The sequence below is a fragment of the Pseudoalteromonas sp. G4 genome (assembly GCF_028875915.1).
Taxonomy (GTDB): Bacteria; Pseudomonadota; Gammaproteobacteria; order Enterobacterales; family Alteromonadaceae; genus Pseudoalteromonas.
This window is the reverse complement of sequence record NZ_JAPEHW010000026.1, coordinates 1-18,393: the sequence shown is the minus strand read 5'-3', so window position 1 is coordinate 18,393 and position 18,393 is coordinate 1. Positions and strand designations below refer to the sequence as shown.

At 40.1% G+C, this 18,393-nt stretch carries 19 protein-coding genes and 1 pseudogene; 7 read left to right on the top strand and 13 right to left on the bottom strand.

Features of this window, described 5'->3' with window-relative positions:
• Window positions 1-327 precede the first annotated feature (327 nt).
• The gene (locus tag ON073_RS09690; RefSeq protein ID WP_274761686.1) at window positions 328-879 is read right to left on the bottom strand and encodes a hypothetical protein; all 552 of its coding nucleotides are present in this window, start codon (window positions 877-879) and stop codon (window positions 328-330) included.
• Between the two features lie 601 nt (window positions 880-1,480).
• Window positions 1,481-2,284 (bottom strand): amino acid ABC transporter substrate-binding protein, encoded by an 804-nt coding sequence (locus tag ON073_RS09685; protein WP_274761685.1) that lies wholly within the window; start codon window positions 2,282-2,284, stop codon window positions 1,481-1,483.
• Between the two features lie 201 nt (window positions 2,285-2,485).
• On the opposite strand from ON073_RS09685, the gene ON073_RS09680 reads away from it, so the two are divergent.
• Together ON073_RS09680 and ON073_RS09675 are read left to right on the top strand one after the other, a co-directional pair.
• Window positions 2,486-2,884 carry a GNAT family N-acetyltransferase gene (locus ON073_RS09680; protein ID WP_274761684.1) on the top strand — a complete coding sequence of 133 codons (399 nt, stop codon included), beginning with the start codon at window positions 2,486-2,488 and terminating at the stop codon, window positions 2,882-2,884.
• Window positions 2,881-3,081: a GNAT family N-acetyltransferase gene (locus ON073_RS09675; protein ID WP_342455412.1), complete on the top strand. Its 201-nt coding sequence runs from the start codon at window positions 2,881-2,883 to the stop codon at window positions 3,079-3,081. Before ON073_RS09680 ends, ON073_RS09675 begins: the two co-directional genes overlap by 4 nt.
• Before the next feature lie 104 nt (window positions 3,082-3,185).
• On the opposite strand, the gene ON073_RS09670 is transcribed toward ON073_RS09675, so the two are convergent.
• Entirely contained in the window at window positions 3,186-4,799 is a 1,614-nt protein-coding gene (locus tag ON073_RS09670) for a methyl-accepting chemotaxis protein (protein ID WP_274761710.1), read from the bottom strand.
• A 158-nt stretch (window positions 4,800-4,957) separates the two neighbouring features.
• Between ON073_RS09670 and ON073_RS09665 the strand changes: the two genes are divergently transcribed.
• From ON073_RS09665 to ON073_RS09655, 3 genes are read left to right on the top strand one after another with little or no spacing between them, the layout of a single operon-like run.
• Entirely contained in the window at window positions 4,958-6,037 is a 1,080-nt protein-coding gene (locus ON073_RS09665) for a porin (protein WP_274761683.1), read from the top strand.
• Window positions 6,038-6,051: 14 nt separating this feature from the next.
• Entirely contained in the window at window positions 6,052-6,462 is a 411-nt protein-coding gene (locus ON073_RS09660; RefSeq protein WP_274761682.1) for a phosphate ABC transporter substrate-binding protein, read from the top strand.
• Window positions 6,463-6,478: 16 nt separating this feature from the next.
• Window positions 6,479-7,669 carry a porin gene (locus ON073_RS09655; protein ID WP_274761681.1) on the top strand — a complete coding sequence of 397 codons (1,191 nt, stop codon included), beginning with the start codon at window positions 6,479-6,481 and terminating at the stop codon, window positions 7,667-7,669.
• A gap of 76 nt (window positions 7,670-7,745) precedes the next feature.
• Here ON073_RS09655 and ON073_RS09650 read toward each other — a convergent pair whose 3' ends face one another.
• From ON073_RS09650 to ON073_RS09605, 10 genes are all read right to left on the bottom strand, one after another.
• A complete protein-coding gene (locus ON073_RS09650) occupies window positions 7,746-8,402 on the bottom strand; it encodes a flavin reductase family protein (RefSeq protein ID WP_274761680.1) in 657 nt (218 codons plus the stop codon).
• A gap of 54 nt (window positions 8,403-8,456) precedes the next feature.
• Window positions 8,457-10,016, bottom strand: coding sequence for a cryptochrome/photolyase family protein (locus tag ON073_RS09645; RefSeq protein WP_274761679.1), 1,560 nt, complete (start codon window positions 10,014-10,016; stop codon window positions 8,457-8,459).
• Window positions 10,006-10,158 (bottom strand): DUF2256 domain-containing protein, encoded by a 153-nt coding sequence (locus tag ON073_RS09640; protein ID WP_274761678.1) that lies wholly within the window; start codon window positions 10,156-10,158, stop codon window positions 10,006-10,008. The genes ON073_RS09645 and ON073_RS09640 overlap by 11 nt, the downstream gene beginning before the upstream one ends.
• On the bottom strand, window positions 10,158-11,609 hold the full coding sequence (locus tag ON073_RS09635; RefSeq protein ID WP_274761677.1) for a cryptochrome/deoxyribodipyrimidine photo-lyase family protein: 1,452 nt from the start codon (window positions 11,607-11,609) through the stop codon (window positions 10,158-10,160). The genes ON073_RS09640 and ON073_RS09635 overlap by 1 nt, the downstream gene beginning before the upstream one ends.
• Complete coding sequence (locus ON073_RS09630; RefSeq protein WP_274761676.1) at window positions 11,610-12,968, bottom strand: DASH family cryptochrome; 1,359 nt, start codon at window positions 12,966-12,968, stop codon at window positions 11,610-11,612.
• A gap of 159 nt (window positions 12,969-13,127) precedes the next feature.
• Window positions 13,128-13,685 (bottom strand): prepilin-type N-terminal cleavage/methylation domain-containing protein, encoded by a 558-nt coding sequence (locus tag ON073_RS09625; RefSeq protein ID WP_274761675.1) that lies wholly within the window; start codon window positions 13,683-13,685, stop codon window positions 13,128-13,130.
• Between the two features lie 142 nt (window positions 13,686-13,827).
• On the bottom strand, window positions 13,828-15,303 hold the full coding sequence (locus ON073_RS09620) for a sensor histidine kinase (protein WP_274761674.1): 1,476 nt from the start codon (window positions 15,301-15,303) through the stop codon (window positions 13,828-13,830).
• Entirely contained in the window at window positions 15,300-16,037 is a 738-nt protein-coding gene (locus ON073_RS09615) for a response regulator transcription factor (RefSeq protein WP_446728522.1), read from the bottom strand. The genes ON073_RS09620 and ON073_RS09615 overlap by 4 nt, the downstream gene beginning before the upstream one ends.
• Before the next feature lie 128 nt (window positions 16,038-16,165).
• On the bottom strand, window positions 16,166-16,876 hold the full coding sequence (locus ON073_RS09610) for a spondin domain-containing protein (protein WP_274761673.1): 711 nt from the start codon (window positions 16,874-16,876) through the stop codon (window positions 16,166-16,168).
• 12 nt (window positions 16,877-16,888) lie between these two features.
• Window positions 16,889-17,593, bottom strand: a complete 705-nt coding sequence (locus ON073_RS09605) for a spondin domain-containing protein (protein ID WP_274761672.1) — start codon at window positions 17,591-17,593, stop codon at window positions 16,889-16,891.
• Window positions 17,594-17,821: 228 nt separating this feature from the next.
• On the opposite strand from ON073_RS09605, the gene ON073_RS09600 reads away from it, so the two are divergent.
• Window positions 17,822-18,157 carry a DUF2834 domain-containing protein gene (locus ON073_RS09600; RefSeq protein WP_274761671.1) on the top strand — a complete coding sequence of 112 codons (336 nt, stop codon included), beginning with the start codon at window positions 17,822-17,824 and terminating at the stop codon, window positions 18,155-18,157.
• A gap of 9 nt (window positions 18,158-18,166) precedes the next feature.
• Window positions 18,167-18,295: pseudogene (locus tag ON073_RS09595) on the top strand (LysE family translocator); the annotation flags it as partial.
• Window positions 18,296-18,393: the final 98 nt, after the last annotated feature.

Sequence of the window (18,393 nt, the reverse complement as noted above, 5' to 3'; positions counted from 1 at the left end):
TATGAGCATTTTTACTCTAGCTTGGCAAAAAGCTAAATACAATTGGATTGAGGCAAATACACCTAGTTACTTTGTTTTAAGAAATAGCAAGTGCCTTGCTCTGTAAACCCCATTGACAAATACATTGGTAGGCCAGCTAGCAAGGTTTGCAAACTGATAAGGTCACAATCATTCGGCTTAGAGAGCTAAAGAAAAAATAAAAGAAAAAGTTGATTCGATTTTAAACAGAGTGATGAAATACATTGCAATGTTTCATCTCATCCCACTCCTATATTGGTACCCCTCAAAAAAAGCCCCATTAGGGGCACTTAAAGGGTTGGAAAAGGGTTAAGCTTCACATTGCCAATCAAGATTCTTTTTGCCAATGCTCACTTGAATATTATGCTCACCATATTGGCTTAGTGACGGCTTAATTGCTTTTTCAAACTTTCGCGCTGTTTTTTCGAATTGACGGGCATGCAGTTCAAGTGCATCGATATCTTTTTGATGGCTACGAACCACTGATTCCATCTCTTGTGCGATTTGCTCATGTTGCTTTATCAGCTTTTTATTAACAATCACTTCATCATTCTCTTCTATAACCATTTCACCAGACAAGTTATCCAGCGCTGCTTCGTGTTTGGCAAGCGTTTTATCCATTTCTTTCAATGGCTTTTCAAGCTCTTTAAGTGTCACCTCATCCGCTTTCATTGCGTTATAGGCCTCGATTTGTGTCTGAGTCATGGCAATTTCATCAATTTCCTTACAGCCATCAAAAACGTAGATTTTTAATTGTTCATTTTTTTCAACGCTCGTTTCATTTGAGCTTGCATTTGCAATTGCGCAAGCAGTTAATACGCTTGCACTAATAATTAATGTCGCAATTTTTTTCATATCCATAATAAATCCTGTTGAATAAAGATTGTTTTTATAATGAGTCGAAAGGATATTCAAAAAGGTTTGAACAAGGGGCAAAAAATATTTTTTGTTTGTAAAAACAAAATGTAACAAATAAACACATAATAAAATAAACATCACATATTTGGCTTATATTTGTTTGTAAAAATAGCCTTTCATTCACTAAAGGCTGTTTTTGTATAATTTTTGTATCGTTATTTTTTTGTTGATTATTTCGAACACTGTGCTCGCGCAAAAGCTTGCTGGGACCCTAAGTTAATACTAATGCTGAGTTTGAGGAAACATTCAAGCGAGAGTAAATAAATTACGAACAATCTAAAGATCAACCTTTTTATTTACTGGATTGGGACTTTGGCAAAAAGATTGCTGCGAATGCAAACATCTAGGGAGCCTACTCAATAACGATCGCGTGACCTTAAAGAAGAAAAAGTAGAAATTAATCGCTAATGTCTTGAAGTTACAAAGACACATCATCTATTTGTTAATGATGAAAAGACATTTTAGGCAAAAAGTAAGGCTGAGAAAACGCTAATTACTAACAAGTTTATCTGGGGAAAGTTGATGCGGGGAAACCCGCTTTTTTTTACTTGTCAGCTACTGTTGATGCGCCCGATAGTTCCGCCGATAAAGCCATTTTAAAATATTTTTCATAATACTCTAGCGCATTAATTTTTGCTAAGTTATCCCATAAGCTATGGGCTATGTTAGGTTGCTTCGCATAGTATTGATGGCTAAATATTAAGTAACCAGTACTTTCATTTATTGGAATGGTATTTTCAATAAACCCTTTGGGCAACGTTTCCATTTGGCAATTACTTAGCGATACATTTACACGACCTTTAAAAAGCAACTCATGTGCTTTGGCTATTGATGGTGCTTGATAAATATCAAACCCCTTTAATTGCATATCACTTATCACACCGTAGCCATTTGGCACCGACATATTCATAGGTTTTTTAAAAACTAAATTTATTCCATCCCAAACTATTTCATTCTCTTTATAAACTAAACAAGAGGAAGAAATTGAAAAACTACGTACATTATCTAAATTTCCATCTTCTTTTTTGGGATACTGAGCAATTTGCTCTCGTAGCGGATGATAACGTCCAACCACAGCATCAACTTTACCCAGTGATAAATCATTAAGGCAACGCTTCCAAGGGAAACGAACATAACTAATTTCAACTTGCTGTGTAAGGCGCTCTAGTTGTTGCATTATTTCGATTGCGGGACCAGGGTTTTCAACTGGCACATTAGGGCCTGAGCCATAAAAGTGGGGAAGAACTGGCTTGTTTTCATAACAATACGTTAATTTATTCTTGCCATATGCTGAAAACGAAAACATTGTGAGCATTATCAGCATAACCGTGAATAAAACTGTTCGCATAACGCGCCTTTAAAACATATTTACAACACTTATATTGTAGACCGATAGAATCAAAGAATGTATTCATCCTCACAAGAAAATAGCATTTTTATATGTTGCATTTCGTAAAATTGTGATGATTAATGTCTTCTAACGCTCAACTAGCTTTTACATTCAGAGACAATTAAACTGAAGAATTTAAAAATAAAACAAATCTTTAAAATGGAATTTGAAACTTCGCGCTTACTTCTTAGGCCTCTTTCGCTCGCTGATTTTGATTTTTTTGCTCACTTACATCAATTACCCGATGTGATGCGTTTTGTTGCAGACTTACCTTCAAATGAGAAAATTAAGCAACGTTTTAATGAACGCTTGGGAAATTGGCAAAAAGAACATAACAGCTGGCTAACACTTGTGATGATTGAAAAATCGAGTTTAAAGTCCATTGGCGTAACCGGCTTTTTATCTCAGTGGCAACCATTTCAGCAAGCAGAACTGGGCTTTTTAATTGACCCCGAATTTCACGGTTTAGGCTACGGCAAAGAATCCACACTCAAAATGATGGAGTTTGCTTTTAATGAGTGTAATTACCATAAATTAAACAATCCACACTCAAAATGATGGAGTTTGCTTTTAATGAGTGTAATTACCATAAATTAAACGCTACTGTGACTGAAGGAAATGAAGCATCTAGTTGTTTATTAACAGCGCTTGGGTTTAAGTTAGAAGGAATATTGCGCGATAACTATCGTATTAATGATAAGTGGTGCAATGATTTAAAGTACGGTCTGCTTAAGCACGAGTTTAATTCTTTATAACTTGAACTATAGCTTATTTTGCCCACCTGCAAGTGCTTGGATTGAGATAAGAAAACAAGCACAAAATCCATTTTGTGCTAAACCCAAAGATTCAAACGTAACGGTTACAAGTTAAAGCGCGATGTCGCATCAAGTAATTTATCAGATAAATCATGTAAATTAGTTGCCACATTGCGAACTTGTTCGAGCGAGTTCAGTGTTGATTCAAACGATGAATGCATATTTGACACATTATCAACAACAATAGATGCAACTGATGTTTGCTCTTCTGTCGCTGTTGCTATTTGTGCGTTCATACCATTAATTGCCAATATTTGTTCAGCAATTTTACGAATAGATTCACCCGTTTTTTCGGCATTTTCAGAATTTAACTTGGCTTTTTCCATTGCTGAGTTCATTGCAGTTACTGACTCATTTGCTGCTGCAGTTAACACATTAAGTAAGTCGCGTATCTCATTTGTAGATTTTGCAGTGCGTGAAGCTAGTTCTCGAACTTCATCAGCTACCACAGCGAAACCGCGACCTTGCTCACCTGCACGCGCGGCTTCAATGGCTGCATTGAGTGCAAGTAAGTTAGTTTGCTCAGCAATAGAAGTAATTACATTTAATATTTGACCCACATTCTGGGTATCATTCGCTAATTGATCTATGGTGCCAGATGCTGCTTCAATTTCATCTCTAAGTGCGTTTGATTCAGTAACCGATGATTCAATTTGCCTAGTACTCACTTCAACTTCTTTTTCTGCACTTCGCGCAGCTTCCGCTGCACTTGCAGCAGAATTAGAAATATCACCCACACTCAGTTTCATTTCTTCCATTGATTGGCGCACTATCTCTGCATCATGAGATTGCTGGTTTGTTGCATTTTCAGCTCGCTCCATGCCCTGCACCAAACGCGTTGAGTTTTCCATTAAAGGACTTACAACCGAAACCACATTTTCAACAGACTCTTTTAGTAGTGAAATAAAGCCATTAAAATTTTGCGATACTTGACCAATTTCATCATCACTTCGCACCTCTAATTTACTGCTTAAACTACCACCACCATTGGCAAGCTGCTCTAAAGACGAAGCGAGATCTTTCGCCGACTGACTGATAGCTTGCGCAATAAAGATGGCGAGCAGAGTAGATATAATAATGGCAATAGCAATAATGCCAATGGTTACCCCTAGTGCATCACTAGAGCGCTCTAACGTATCACTAATAAGTGCTTGAAAGCGTTCATCCGATTTTCTCTGAAAAGCATCAAAATGCCCAACGAGCTCCTCGTATTTTGCTGTTTTTTCTTGAGCTTGCTGTTGAATTTTAGAAAAATCTGCAGTGCCTGCAATCATGCCAGAAGCAATTTCTTTGGCTATTTTGCTGTATGCCTCTAACAGTTTCATATCTCGGCTACTGACATCCTCAGGAGAGAGCCTTGCAAGCTGATCTAAGTTTTGTTGAATTAATTTGCCTGTTTCATCAGCCTTACCTATTAGCTCTTCATCACCAAAGGTAACTGATTGGGTGTAAAGTTCATCTAATTTTTGAACAAGATATTTATTGGCAGTGGCATACTTAACTACTTCATAACTAACGGAAGAGATTTCGTTAATTGATTTTTCGTTATCTACCATTGTACTTCGGCTGACAGCCAAAATTGCAAGCAGCAAAATAACTGTTAACCCTGTGATTAAATGTATCTTTTTGTTTATGCTTAAATTGTTTATTAGTTTCATCACGCCTGTTATTCCTAGTAGATTAACTTTGCTGATTATTTGTTCGTAAACATCAACATTTAAATTGTCGCCTATTTTTCAATTTTTGCTAGTAATTCTGTTTAATTAACTATACTTACTTCGCTAATAACGCAAATTAAGCAATTTAGGAAACAGTTATGAACAATAAAGTTTTATTAGGTTGTGCATTGTGTTTTGCGGCTTTTCCAAGCTTTTCAGATGTTAATATATCTGGTTTTACTAGCATAAATGCAGGCAAAGTACTTAGTGGCACAGGTGTTCCTCACTACGGTATTAATGAACCAACCTTTCTCGCTGACTATCCCATTGTGAGCGTATATAACGAAGACATCACGTTTAAACCCGAATCTTTATTTGGCTTGCAAGTCACTGCGGATGTAAGTGAGGGGTTAAGCGCAACGGCTCAAATTGTTGCCCGTGGCGCAGATGACTTTAATGCGGAGTTTGAGTGGGCCTATTTATCGTATGAAATCAATGAAAATTGGACAGTGCAAGCAGGTAAAAAACGCTTACCTCTGTTTTACTACTCTGATTTTTACGACGTAGGTTACGCCTACGTATGGATGCGTGCGCCAGCAGATAACTATACATGGCAAATCTTCAATTATAACGGGGTAAATGCTCTTTACACTGGCTCGATAGGTGATTGGTCATTATCCGGTAATATTTATTTTGGTCGCGAGGACGACAAAGAAAATAAGCTACTCTCAGAGTTTTTCTTTGGTGAACCGACCCGTGAAATTTGGAAAGACATTATCGGCGGCGTAATTCAAACCAGTAATGACTGGTTAGAAATTCGCGCAACAGCTATGAGCTATACCAACCAACGTTATATCGGTGGCGAACCATCAACATGGAACGGTAAAGATGAGCGCGATGGCAACTTTTATGGCTTAGCGGTCAATGCTGATTTTGGTAACTTTTTTGTATTAAGCGAACTCAACCGTCTCGATCTTGATGGTAATTTAGATACCGCGATGCTGACATTAGGCTACCGTATCGATTCGTTCACCCCATTTGTCTCTTATTCTACCTTCGATCAAAAAGATGGTGATGATGGCGAAGATCACAACACCACATCATTTGGTATTCGTTGGGACTTCCACTCAAACGCAGCGTTTAAAATTCAATACGATGAGGTCGAAGACAACTCGTATGAATTGGCTGTAGCTGGTGATAGCAAGGCCATTACTATCGGCGTTGATATGGTATTTTAATTGAGGATAATATAATGAAAAATTTAATTATTTTAACACTTGTTCTGTTTACATCTTGCTCATTAAGCGCTGCAGTAGATGTTATTGTTCACCCATCAAATGCAAATGCAATTGACGCGGGAGATATCAAGAAAATTTTTACCGGCAAAGCCAAATCGTTTGCCGATGGCTCTAAAGCTTTACCTATCACTCAGGCAGATGGCAACCCTGTTACCGATGAGTTTAACCAAAATGTACTTAGCAAATCGTCAAGCCAATTAAAGGCTTATTGGTCAAAATTGGTTTTTACCGGCAAAGGCACCCCTCCGGAAGAAGCTGCAAATGATGCCGAAGTAGTGAGCTTAGTATCTAAAAATCCAAATTTAATTGGTTTTGTTTCAAAAGGCAGCGCCGATGGCAGCGTAAAGGTTGTTCAATCCTTCTAATTAAAGTGGAGTTACTATGAAAAAACGTTATTTAATTGCTTCATTACTACTAACAGGATTTGCAACATCAAGCTATGCAGATATCCGAGTTAATGGTTTTGCCTCTATCTACGGTGGGCAAACCCTTGGTAGTGATGATGCCTTATACAATTACTCAGATGAACTAGACTGGCAAAACGACAGTTTGTTTGCGGTACAAGTGAGCGCCGATGTAATGGATGGGCTATCTGCAACCGCACAGCTGTTAGCCCGAGGCAGTGATGATTTTAATGCCGAGTTTGAGTGGGCATATTTAACCTATGAAGTATCTGAAAATTCACAACTCAGTGCCGGTAAAATGCGAATTCCATTTTATCGTTACTCTGATTTTCTTGACGTAGGTTACGCCTACCGCTGGGTAAGACCTCCCCAATCGGTTTATAACTTGTCGTTTTCGACCTATGAAGGGTTAAGCTATTTGCATAACTCAACCATAGGTGAACTTGATAGCAGCTTACAGCTGATGGTAGGCGCGGTTGATACAGATATTACCGCAGTTACCTATTCCGACGCTGCTGAACTTAAAGACACAATTGGTATTAACTGGAGTTTATCAAACGGCTGGCTAACTGGACGGGTTGCTTATTTTATCTCTGAAGCAACGATTGATGTGAGTGGTAGTAATGAGCTAACAGGGCTCTTCAATGGCTTGCAAGCCTATGGCTTAAACGAACAGTATAGTAATTTAGCTATTGAAGAAGACGACGCTTATTTTGCAGCAATCGGTATTGGAATTGATTACAACGATATTCTATTCGACGCTGAATACACGCAATTTGAGATTGATAACAGCATTTTAGCCAAGCAAACACAATATTATGTATCGCTTGGTTATCGCATGGATTCAGTCACATTAAGTGCAACGTATGAAGGCAACGATGATGAAAATTCAAACGATCAATTTAACCAAGTACCACGCAGCATAACAGGCCCTGGCGGTGTACAAATACCTGTTGTTGCCCCTGGCACAAACCCACCATTGTATTTGCAAGATGCCACTAACTTAGCGCTCGCATCACAAGCTGCTAAATCGAATGCATATTCGTTTACCGTACGATATGACTTCCACCCATCAGCAGCATTTAAAGTGGAATTTACCCACTTTGAAGATGATTTAAGCAACAACGACGCCGACTTAGTGACCTTTGGTGTGGACCTAGTGTTCTAATTATTATTTCCTTAAAAGCAAAAGCCCTACTCTTTTTAAGTAGGGCTTTTTTATGGAATCGGTTAAACCAACGTGATTAGCAAACGTCACCTTCAATGTTCAATAACTGTGGCTTTGTATTAGGCTTAGCATAACTTAATCGCCCTAGCCGATCGGTTGTGTGATAGCTATCAAGACCTGAAATCGCCACTGTATCAAGCGCTTCAATATCAATAAAACCATCTTTTGCAAGCGCCATTTGTGGCACAATAATATGGGTTATTTCCCCAATAACTAATACTGTGCCGTTAATTTCAAGCGGTTTAATTTCGCGTAATTTAAGGGCAAATTTGGCTTGCGATTCACCAACAAATGGCGCATCTATGCCTTTCTCAAATTGCTCCGTCAACGCTACTTTTTCAAACTCAGATTCACTTTCTTCATAACGCGCTGATGTTTGATGGGCTTGTTGCCAAATAAGAGAATTTACGTGATTTATGGTGTAGACACCCGTAGCTTTAATATTGCTTAATGTGTCTCTAGGAACAGTATCTGGGCGGATGATCATACCAATTAACGCAGGATCTGCACCTAAATGAAATACTGAACTGACGATCGCCAGATTTGTTATGCCAGATGCATTTTGGCTACCAATTAAATTCGCACTTTTAAAGCCTGATAAACTATTAATTAACCGAGCGCGTTCGCGCTGTTCCATCGCTTTAATATCATCTTGAGTTATGTGTTTTATCATTGCATTTGCCTAAAAATCATTTGTTTTGCTATACGCTTAACCACAAGTTATCGATTACAAATTTTCAAGATTTTGCAGTAAAAAATTCGCGCGACTAAGCACCTTGTCGCGATCATCTTGTGCTTTCTTAAGCCAGTTACTTAACACCATTTTAGTGCGTGGATTATTAGTAAAGCTGTCTTTATGTTTATCCATAAACTGCCAATAAAGAGAATTAAGCGGGCAAGCATCATCACCCACTGTGTTTGCGACTTTATAATGGCAATCACTGCAATAATCGCTCATTTTTTTAATGTAATTACCACTTGCCGCATAGGCTTTTGAACCAACAATACCGCCATCGGCAAACTGGCTCATCCCCCGCGTATTTGGCATTTCTACCCACTCAAGGGCGTCGATGTAAATGCCTAAATACCAGTCATCAACCTCATCAGGGTGAATACCCGCAATTAAACAAAAATTACCTGTTACCATTAAGCGTTGAATATGGTGAGCGTAGGCAAAATCAAGTGATTGTGTAATCGCATGAGACAGGCAGCGCATTTTGGTGTTTCCACTCCAAAACCAACTTGGCAGTGGTAAGTTAGCATCAAGGGCATTGAGCGATGCGTAATTAGGCATATTGGCCCAATAAATACCGCGCACAAATTCACGCCAGCCTAAAATTTGCCTTACAAAGCCTTCTACTTGGGCAATATCTATGTCGTCATTTTGTTCAAAGGTCTCTATGGCAGCATTCACAACGCTATGGGGGCTTATCATTTTTGCATTAATGGCAAACGATAACCGTGAATGATATAAATTCCAGCCTTTATCCTCACCAAACTCAATAAGTTTGCCTGTCATTGCATCTTGAAATTGACCAAACTTCGGTAATAAGTATTTGCAAAAAAAGGCTAATAGTTGATTTGCTTGGCTGCGATTAATTGGCCATAGCAATTGTTTGTCTGCTTTACCCATGGTTTTAATGCCATGTCTTTCAATGCGCGCCAGAATGTCACTGACATCATTAGCAAATACTAGTGGCTCAGGGATATCGGCAAGATCAGAGGCTTTTAACTTATTGCGGTTTTGACTATCGAAATTCCACTGCCCTGTAAGTGGTTCATCACCATTCATTAATACATTAAATTCCACGCGCATTTTGCGATAAAAATGCTCTAGCCGGTGTTTTTTACCTTGCTTGAAATAACTAGCTAATTGATTATCAGCCAAATAAAAATGCTCGGTATCAAATACCTTGTAATCGATAGCAAGGCTTTTACAGTAATCAGTTAGCTGGGCGCGTAAACGGTACTCATCGGGCAATTGATAGCAAAAGGTATGAATACTGTGCTGTTTAATCAAATGATTTAATAAGTCGGGTAAATCAGCGTACTTTTGTGTGTCGTCTAAGGTTAAGTAAATCACATTATGGCCAGCTTTTTCTAATGCGCTAGCAAATGCCTGCATTGCCGCAAAAAACGCCGATATTTTTTGAATATGATGGGTGGTGTAACTCGCTTCTTGATGTAGCTCGGCAATCACATACGTCACATTGCGCGACTTTTCCTTAAACCAAGAATGCTGTGCATTAAGCTGATCGCCCAAAATTAAACGAAGCTCACTGGTCATTATTCTTTCCTTTTTGTCGATTACCCACACAGCGTTTTGAGCAGTATTTTACGTTGTGCCAATCTCGCTGCCACTTTTTACGCCATGTAAAAGGGCGTTCACACACTTGGCAAATTTTTGTAGGTAGTTCTGATTTCTTCACTAACTTGGCCTTACATGGCGACTAAGTAAACGCTTACTTTCAACAACAACTTTTGGCTTTTTACGCCATAACCAAAGTAACGCTTGTGCATCTTTATAGCTTTGTTTTACATCAACAATCGGCTTAGGATAATCTTCTCCCAATGTAAAGCCATACATCAATTGTTCCATTTGTGATAGCTGCCATGGGCTGTGGATCAATGGTGCAGGTACTTCGCGAAGTTCAGGCACCCACTTTCTAACAAAGTCGCCCTTTTCGTCTTTTTCTTCCCCTTGTTTTACGGGGCTATAAATTCGAATGGTATTAATGCCAGTCACACCCGCTTGCATTTGAAACTGGCTGTAATGAATACCTGGCTCAAAATCTAAAAATAAACTGGCAAGATGCGCTACACCTGCACGCCAATCAAGCTCTAAGTGATGACACAAAAAACTCACTAACATAGCGCGCATGCGAAAATTTATGTAACCAGTTTCAATTAGGCAGCGCATACAGGCATCAACCATGGGAATGCCAGTTTGCCCCGTTTTCCAAGCATGTAATCTTTGCTCTGCTAAATCACCTGTGACCCGAGGTAAGTCGTCATACCCTTTGTTAACGTGGCGAAATTCCATTTCGCATTCGCTTTCAAATTTCTGAATAAAGTGACAATGCCAATGAAGTCGCGATGTAAAAGCAACAAGGCTGCGTCGCCAGCCGGGAACTTGCCAGTGACTGAGTACCGTTTGATACACTTGGCGTAAACTAATATTGCCCCACGCCAAATACGGCGATAATCGCGAGCAATGAATTTGACTTAAACTTGGGCTTGAAAGGGTAAATGCATACTCTTTACCGCGAGCGGTAAAAAAATCATTAAGCACATTAAATGCTTCGCTTTCGCCGCCATTTTGAAACTGCCCCTGAATATTTTGAAAGCGTGTTTCAAAGTGTGGCAACTGGCATTCAAACTCATTATTTTTAAACCAGTTAACCTTGTTTAAATCAAGATTCAAACAAGGCGCGCGCATTACCCGCTGCCAGTTTTCATCCCAATGAGTGCGATGAGTTAATCCCCGTTGCACCGCCCCTAAAGGGGTTTCATGCCATATTATTTGATTGCTTTTACACCAAGTAGCAAACGCTTTATCGCGCGCAAAGGTGTTATCAAGGCCAATTTCTTGATGAGAAAACACCTGCGAAATACCGTATTTAAGACTAAGCGCCTGAAATACCGCTAGAGCATCACCCTTTGCGACATACAAAGCGCCTGCTGGCAACTTGTTTGCCATATCGCGCAATGACTGCGAGACAAAGCGCCAATGGCGCTCAGAATAGTGCGCATCGTCAAGCAACATGTCTTCAAAACAGTACACCAATAATATCGGTAGCCCTGTTTTTGCTGCTTCAAGCAGTGGGGCGTGATCAGACAAGCGAAGATCACGTTTTAACCAAACAACTGCAATGCTCATTTAAGTTACATCGCTTAAGATTGGCCAATCTGCGGCATCATTGGCATCAAGCTGTGAGCCAACCGCTGAGCCTTGCCACTTTCTAATAAACACGCCGTTTGCATCAAACAACTCGGTTTGCTTTTCTATATTGAAATGCCGCCCGCCGCGCGGATCAACACCAACGCCTGCAATGTACTGCCAATTACCCCAATTTGATGCCACATCAAAATCAATAAGCTGTTGTTGAAAGTAAGCAGCACCATAGCGCCAATCAAGCTGTAACTCATTTACAAAACAACTTGCCGCAATTAGCCTGCCACGATTTGACATATAGCCGGTCGCATTAAGTTGCTTCATAAGCGCATTAACTAATGGGTAAGGTGTATTACCACTGCACCATTTTTGATATCGCTCAGCAAAAAAGCTAGTGAGTGGTTTTGTATCACTGAGGCCTGAAAACGCGAAAAGGCGCTCGCCTAATTTTACACTTAGCCACTGAAAGTACTCACGCCATAACAGTTCAAACTTAATCCAATACGTTGATTCGTTGGCGCCATCTGAATGTTCATATTGTAATACCGCATGCCAAATTTGCCTTGGCGATAAATTACCTATCGCTAAATAAGGGCTAAATTTTGTCGAGTTGTGCCAGCCATCAAGTTCATTGCGGGTTTCTTTGTATGTTTTTGCCGCGCCGCTGTTTAAGTAACTCACCAAGTGATATTTACCCGCGTGTTCCCCTGCAAAAAACGGCATTTCATTTGGCAATAAATAGGATGTATCGATGCTTTCAAACCATTTCAATAAAACAAAGTTGTTTTCAATTTTGGTTGGCTTAGGTAAGTGTTCGGGCAAAAGTGTGCTTTCTGATGGTGTTGGTTTAGCAACGTCTAAAGAACTTTTTTCAACTTTGTTGCGAAATTTACTAAAACTACCCGACATACAATCAAGCTTGTCAATTTGATGCTGTGTGAATAGTGTGTGTTGCCAAAACTGCACAACATTCACTTTAGGAAATGTGTTTTTTAAGTGAAGTACTTGTCGTCTTTCGTATTCACCCACTTGCTCTGCAACCACCAGCTCAGTAATCGCATGAGCTTCTATAAACTCACTTACAACAGCTTGCGGCTTGCCCTCTAACACAATCAGCTGATGCCCAATGGCATTAAGTTCATCGGCAAGTTCTTGTAAGGCATTTAAGATAAATCGCGTTTGATGATCGCCAAGCAGTTGGCTGTGATAGTTATTGGCAATTTTTGTACTGGGGTCAAGCACATAAACAAAAGCGATTTGTTCACTGTTTTTCAGCGCATATTCAAGCGCAGCGTTATCACTTAAGCGTAAATCATGGGTAAACCAATAAAGAGTTTTAAGCACTATTTCAAACCGAACGTATTGCAAACTATGAGATATCTATACGTGTACCTGATTGAAATAGTTCAGCCGCGTTTAATCCATTAGCGCTTAATTAAACACTTTAACCCCGTCATAAAATCATGCTAAATAGGAGGAAGTTTTCACAAATAAGCTATAAAATTAGCAGCCAGTATCAACAGTAGAGGCTACTTTACTGGTAACTTGGCTGCCATTTTCAGCAAAAGCGTAATAGGCATAGCATTCGTCTTGTAGGCTGTAACCTTTAGGGAAAATAAATAAGCCCCATCCCTGAATACTGCTATTTACATAAGATGCCGGGGTTTGATCTATCGCACATAAGCGCTCTTGGCAGTTATAGCTCGCAACTAAACTTGCACCTAAATCAAAATACCCATTGCCCACATAACTGAAATCTCCGTCCATTAAATCGCCCAACGCGTTATTCCAGATTTCTTGCGGCGCACCAAAATAAGTATTAACGGTAACCCCATTAATAATAACGGATTCATTGCTAACTTTATGTTTATGTTGCATCACTGCTTTAGCGTAAATGCCATCGGTAAGCTGATCTAACCCAGCAGCCACTTGTTTAAGGGTGGCGATGTTTGCATCGCGATTAAGTGAAAGGAATTTAGGCGCAGCAACAACGGCTAACACGCCGAGCACAACAATCACTAAAATCAATTCAATTAAGGTAAAGCCGCGGTGAGAGGTCATAGCAGGTATACATCTTTTAACATTAAACATTCAATGGATAAGGCAGTCCCTTATGTATGCCTTACAGACTAAGGCTTATTGAGAAAATGTTCAAATAATTAAAAATAGCGAACATCCGTGTTCCACTAGTACCAAATGAACATTAAACTGGTTTGGAAGGGCGTAAGGTAAACGCGAATTCAGTACCTTTGCCAAGTTCACTTTTTACTTTTATGTCGGATTTAATCAGCTGAATTAAACGGTTTGTTATTGCAAGCCCTAGCCCTGCATGGGACTTTTTACAGCCTAGGCTGTTACTTGCACGGTATCGCGCTTCAAAAATATAGGGTAAATCTTCGCCGCTAATACCCACGCCGGTATCGGCAACAACAATTTTGTATTGCTGTGACTCTAAAACGACCTTGATACTAATCGTTCCTTCTTGATTAGTATGACGCAGCGCATTTTCGATTAGATTGGTTAAAATGCGCTCTAACTTTGCAATATCTGAATAAACACTAAAATCGCATTCTTTTGGATGCACTTGTAATTGAATGCCTGCTTTTTCAGCGCGTAGGGCGAATTTTGCCATCACATCGTAAATCAGCTCACCTAAGTTGAATACTTCCAGATTAATATTGGTTTGGCCGGATTCAAGATGAGCGAGTTCAAAAATTTGATCGATCAAGGCTTTTAATTGGCCGCAATTTTTAAGCGTTACATTTAAATAATGTGCAGCTTTTTCATTAGCATTGGGCGTTTCTTTATTGAGTAACTCTAAATAGCCTTGCAGTGAGGCAAGTGGCGTGCGTAAATCGTGAGATAAATGTGCAAGTAGTTCTCGGCGCTGCTCATCAAGTGCTGTAAGCTGCATCATTTGCTGATTGATGGTGATAAGCATGCGATTGACCGCCGCACCTAATTGATGAATTTCATTATGGCGCTTTGGCCAATCTAATAAAGGCAGTTCCGAAATATCAAATTCGGTTTTATCCACTTTTTGAATAAAACTACTCAAGGTTCTAAGTGGTTTAGTAATAGTGCGAAATACCACCAGCATGCTAATCAGCAAAAACCCTAAACCTAATACTAACCAGATACTGCTTACTAAAATTTGCTCTGAGCTTTTAATCGACGCAAATATAGAGTCATAAATAGACGAGCCAATAATCACGTACAAGTAACCTTGTAGGGTATCGCCATTATACACAGGGGCCACTGAAAAAATCTTTTTGTGGTCAAAATTGCGCGGATCATCACCGTAAATGGGTAAATTAGATTGATCTTCAATTAAGGTAACAAGTGGCGCTAAATCGATAAACTGGCGTTTAACTTGCCCTGGTTTGGCTGAAAACGTCAGTAACTTTCCACTTGGGTCAACAAAATAAAACTCAAACGCAGGGCCAAGTACCATTAAGGTGTGGAATAGATTCTCTAATGCCTTGTAGTCGTATACTCCTTGTTTTAGCAGTGGATTATCATTGGCTAAATGTTCGGCCAAACCCAAGTGCAGCGCTTGCTCTGCCTGTGCACGACTTACTTGCGATACGCTTTGTGTCCACCATAAAAAAAGGCTGGCAGTAAGAATAAATATGCTCGCTAATGTAAGTGAGAGCTTAGTATAAAGCGAGTTTTTCATAGTGCAGCAACAGCCAAAGACTTAGCATTGAGTTTGTAACCAACGCCCCAAACCGTTTCAATCACATGTTGCTTCGCATGCTTTTCGAGCTTGCCTCGCAGCCGATTGATATGTGAGTTAACAGTATGTTCATAGCCACTATGGTCGTAACCCCAAACTGACTCTAATAATTGGCTTCTTGAAAACACTTGATTTGGGTGTTTTGCAAAAAACACCATTAAGTCGAACTCGGTTGCGGTAAGCGGTAAATCTTCCCCTTGAAAACGCACTTCATGGCTAAAGGGGTCGATGTGTAGTGCACCAAAGTTAAGAATCTGCGGCTGCTCGATGTTTTGCATGCTCTGTACTTGGCTTTGCTGCAATAAGCGGATGTGCCTAATTTGCGTTTTGATACGCGCTTGAAATTCACGATAACTAAACGGTTTGCAAATATAGTCGTCTGCACCCATTTCTAGGCCGATAATACGATCCATTTCACTGCTTTTAGATGTGAGTAGTACCACGCTCACCTCGGGCATTTTGGTTTTAATTTCGCGGCATAAGGTTAGCCCGTCTACTGTGGGTAACATTATATCCAGTAAGATAATTTGATAATCTTGTTTTGCTAATTGGGCCAGTGCCGCTTCACCAGTTGTAACATGATCGACATGCAAGTTAAGTTCATTTAAATGAACTTGCAGTAACCCCGCAATATCTTGATCATCTTCAACAATCAGTACCGAGTGTTGCATCATCACACCTCTGCTTATTATAGAAATAAGATAGGCCGACGATGACAACAACAAGGCAATCCTTAGTTGGCGTGCAAATACAATGTGGGTGTTTTCACACGCCTTGCTAAGGTGTAAAACAAATCGCCGGCCTATTTAACGCGTGTTACGGTGACAGCCAATAGCGGGTTGTCGAATTTGTGAAGACTGGTTAAAACCGAAGTATTCAGTCCATCATCTTGTCCAACAATCCCAGGATGCATCGCAACTTTATTTATTTCTTCGCGTGCACTGTTAAAGCCTTCACCTCCATCAGCTGGCCCCGGTATGGTACCTGGAGCTTCAGAGTTAGCTTCTGTGCCCGCATCATAAGCAAAGGTTTTATAGTACTGCATATCCCCTACACTCATTGAAGAAACATCTATGGCATTAAGACCGGTAAAGCCATCATTTGTATTCACCATCATCGAAATTAATGATAATTTTTGGCCTTCCAGCATCTCGCTTGTGAGCATCAGCTCAACTTTTTGCCCCGGCATTAATACTGCGTCACTTGATGTGCTTGCATTCACTACATCTAAAGCCAAAAGTCCCGAGTTATCACCGGATTCTGCCAGTACTTCGAGTGGCTCAGATGCCATTTCACCAATTTGCCAAAATTGACCAGAGGTATGTAACGCACTGCCTAGCGGCGACATGGGTTGTGCCTGCGTTAAATTCACGGCGGTTACCATAAATTCATAGGTCATTGTGGTTGGCGGCGTGACTACTGGTGGCTCAACCGTCATTTTGTCGTTATCGTCGTCCCCACAGGCAACAAGTGCTAAACATGCTGCTGGGATCAAAATTTTACTAAGTCTCATAATGACCCCCAATTACTTCACAGTGACTGTTACTTTCGCAACTGGGTTTAACCAGCGGTGAACTGTGTTATGTAAGTCACTACTACCACCAGAAGCATTGTCATCGCCAAGGTTGCCGCGGTGAACATGGATCATTTTATTCTCTTCGCTAGTGGTAACACCTGTGCCATTTTCGCCAGGAGCAACCCCAGGAGACGCCGGAATACCAAGTTCACCCGGTGCGCCAGATCCATTTTTTACTAACTCATTATTGGCTTCTGTGCCCGCATCATAGGCATTTAAATAAATGGTGTAAGTACCCACTTCGCTTGGAATACTCCAACTGTTTAGGCCAACAAAGCCATCATTGGTTGGCAGCATCATACCGACTATTGATAATTGGGTATTGCCGTCAGCTGTCATTAAGTTGGTCATGGTACTCATGGCAGGGGCAAGTAAACCACCCGCTGGGTTTGCCATGGTATCTGCACCAATACCATTTACCATAGCTACAAGCCCATCTAAGCTGCCGCCTTCAGCCATTGCTTGCAGTTCAGGTGAAGCCGCTTCACCTAATTTATATAACATGGCATCGTTCGAATGCGCCGTAACAAGTAACGGCGTGAAATAAATGCCTTGGGTTAAGTTAGTAATTTTTACATCTATATCTGCAGCACTTGCATTGCCAGCTGCAAGAAGTGCACTAGTAGCAAAAAGTGAAAGGATTTGTGTCTTCATAATTTGTTCTCGGTTGTTTTTGACCCTTTCACTATGAAAAACAAAGTTCTCAATGCCATCACCGAAATCTCACAAAATTATCACGATTTCATAAAAAATTTTAACTTGCGATAAATGAATAAGAATTGTTCAATTGAGCATTGGCAACCTATAAATTAATCTGTAACGCAAAATACGCCTTGGCTAATTGGTTATCGCACAAAACATGAAATGGATGTTCAACATATTATGAAGTATTTTTATCTCGCAGCTGCACTTTTAGGCAGCATTATTCCTTATGGTGCGTTTCTTCCTTGGCTCATTGAAAATGGCGCAAATATACCTTTATTTGTTGAAGCGGCATCGGCCAATCCCATTAGCCTATTCGCTTGGCTTGATGTGTTAATTGCCGCAATGACCTTAATTGTGTTTATTATTGTCGATGCAAAAACAAATAAAGTTGCGTATTGGTACTTAGCGCTTGTGGGCACATTATGCGTGGGCGTGTCATGTGGTTTACCACTTTATTTATATTTGCGTACTCGTGAACAAAATGCACGCTTAACTCACGCAAAGTCATTTTAAGGAATTTACATGGATTACTTGCTGGCAGTGACGCTTTTTGCAATTTCATCATCGGTTACACCGGGCCCTAACAATATTATGGTGATGACTTCTGGGGTAAATTTTGGTGTTCAAAAAAGCTTGCCACTGCTAATAGGGTCTGTTGATCTTTCAAGTTCGTTTTTGCAGCAGTTTGATTGGCTTTTATACAAGGCAGAGGCTGCGTAGCATAGTTATTCTATGTAAGTCAGGCGATA

Excerpts from the sequence above, each read along its gene's own strand:
- ON073_RS09690 (WP_274761686.1), bottom strand. The coding sequence starts at position 879 with ATGGATATGAAAAAAATTGCGACATTAATTATTAGTGCAAGCGTATTA.
- ON073_RS09685 (WP_274761685.1), bottom strand. The coding sequence starts at position 2,284 with ATGCGAACAGTTTTATTCACGGTTATGCTGATAATGCTCACAATGTTT.
- ON073_RS09680 (WP_274761684.1), top strand. The coding sequence starts at position 2,486 with ATGGAATTTGAAACTTCGCGCTTACTTCTTAGGCCTCTTTCGCTCGCT.
- ON073_RS09675 (WP_342455412.1), top strand. The coding sequence starts at position 2,881 with ATGATGGAGTTTGCTTTTAATGAGTGTAATTACCATAAATTAAACGCT.
- ON073_RS09670 (WP_274761710.1), bottom strand. The coding sequence starts at position 4,799 with ATGAAACTAATAAACAATTTAAGCATAAACAAAAAGATACATTTAATC.
- ON073_RS09665 (WP_274761683.1), top strand. The coding sequence starts at position 4,958 with ATGAACAATAAAGTTTTATTAGGTTGTGCATTGTGTTTTGCGGCTTTT.
- ON073_RS09660 (WP_274761682.1), top strand. The coding sequence starts at position 6,052 with ATGAAAAATTTAATTATTTTAACACTTGTTCTGTTTACATCTTGCTCA.
- ON073_RS09655 (WP_274761681.1), top strand. The coding sequence starts at position 6,479 with ATGAAAAAACGTTATTTAATTGCTTCATTACTACTAACAGGATTTGCA.
- ON073_RS09650 (WP_274761680.1), bottom strand. The coding sequence starts at position 8,402 with ATGATAAAACACATAACTCAAGATGATATTAAAGCGATGGAACAGCGC.
- ON073_RS09645 (WP_274761679.1), bottom strand. The coding sequence starts at position 10,016 with ATGACCAGTGAGCTTCGTTTAATTTTGGGCGATCAGCTTAATGCACAG.
- ON073_RS09635 (WP_274761677.1), bottom strand. The coding sequence starts at position 11,609 with ATGAGCATTGCAGTTGTTTGGTTAAAACGTGATCTTCGCTTGTCTGAT.
- ON073_RS09625 (WP_274761675.1), bottom strand. The coding sequence starts at position 13,685 with ATGACCTCTCACCGCGGCTTTACCTTAATTGAATTGATTTTAGTGATT.
- ON073_RS09620 (WP_274761674.1), bottom strand. The coding sequence starts at position 15,303 with ATGAAAAACTCGCTTTATACTAAGCTCTCACTTACATTAGCGAGCATA.
- ON073_RS09615 (WP_446728522.1), bottom strand. The coding sequence starts at position 16,037 with ATGATGCAACACTCGGTACTGATTGTTGAAGATGATCAAGATATTGCG.
- ON073_RS09610 (WP_274761673.1), bottom strand. The coding sequence starts at position 16,876 with ATGAGACTTAGTAAAATTTTGATCCCAGCAGCATGTTTAGCACTTGTT.
- ON073_RS09605 (WP_274761672.1), bottom strand. The coding sequence starts at position 17,593 with ATGAAGACACAAATCCTTTCACTTTTTGCTACTAGTGCACTTCTTGCA.
- ON073_RS09600 (WP_274761671.1), top strand. The coding sequence starts at position 17,822 with ATGAAGTATTTTTATCTCGCAGCTGCACTTTTAGGCAGCATTATTCCT.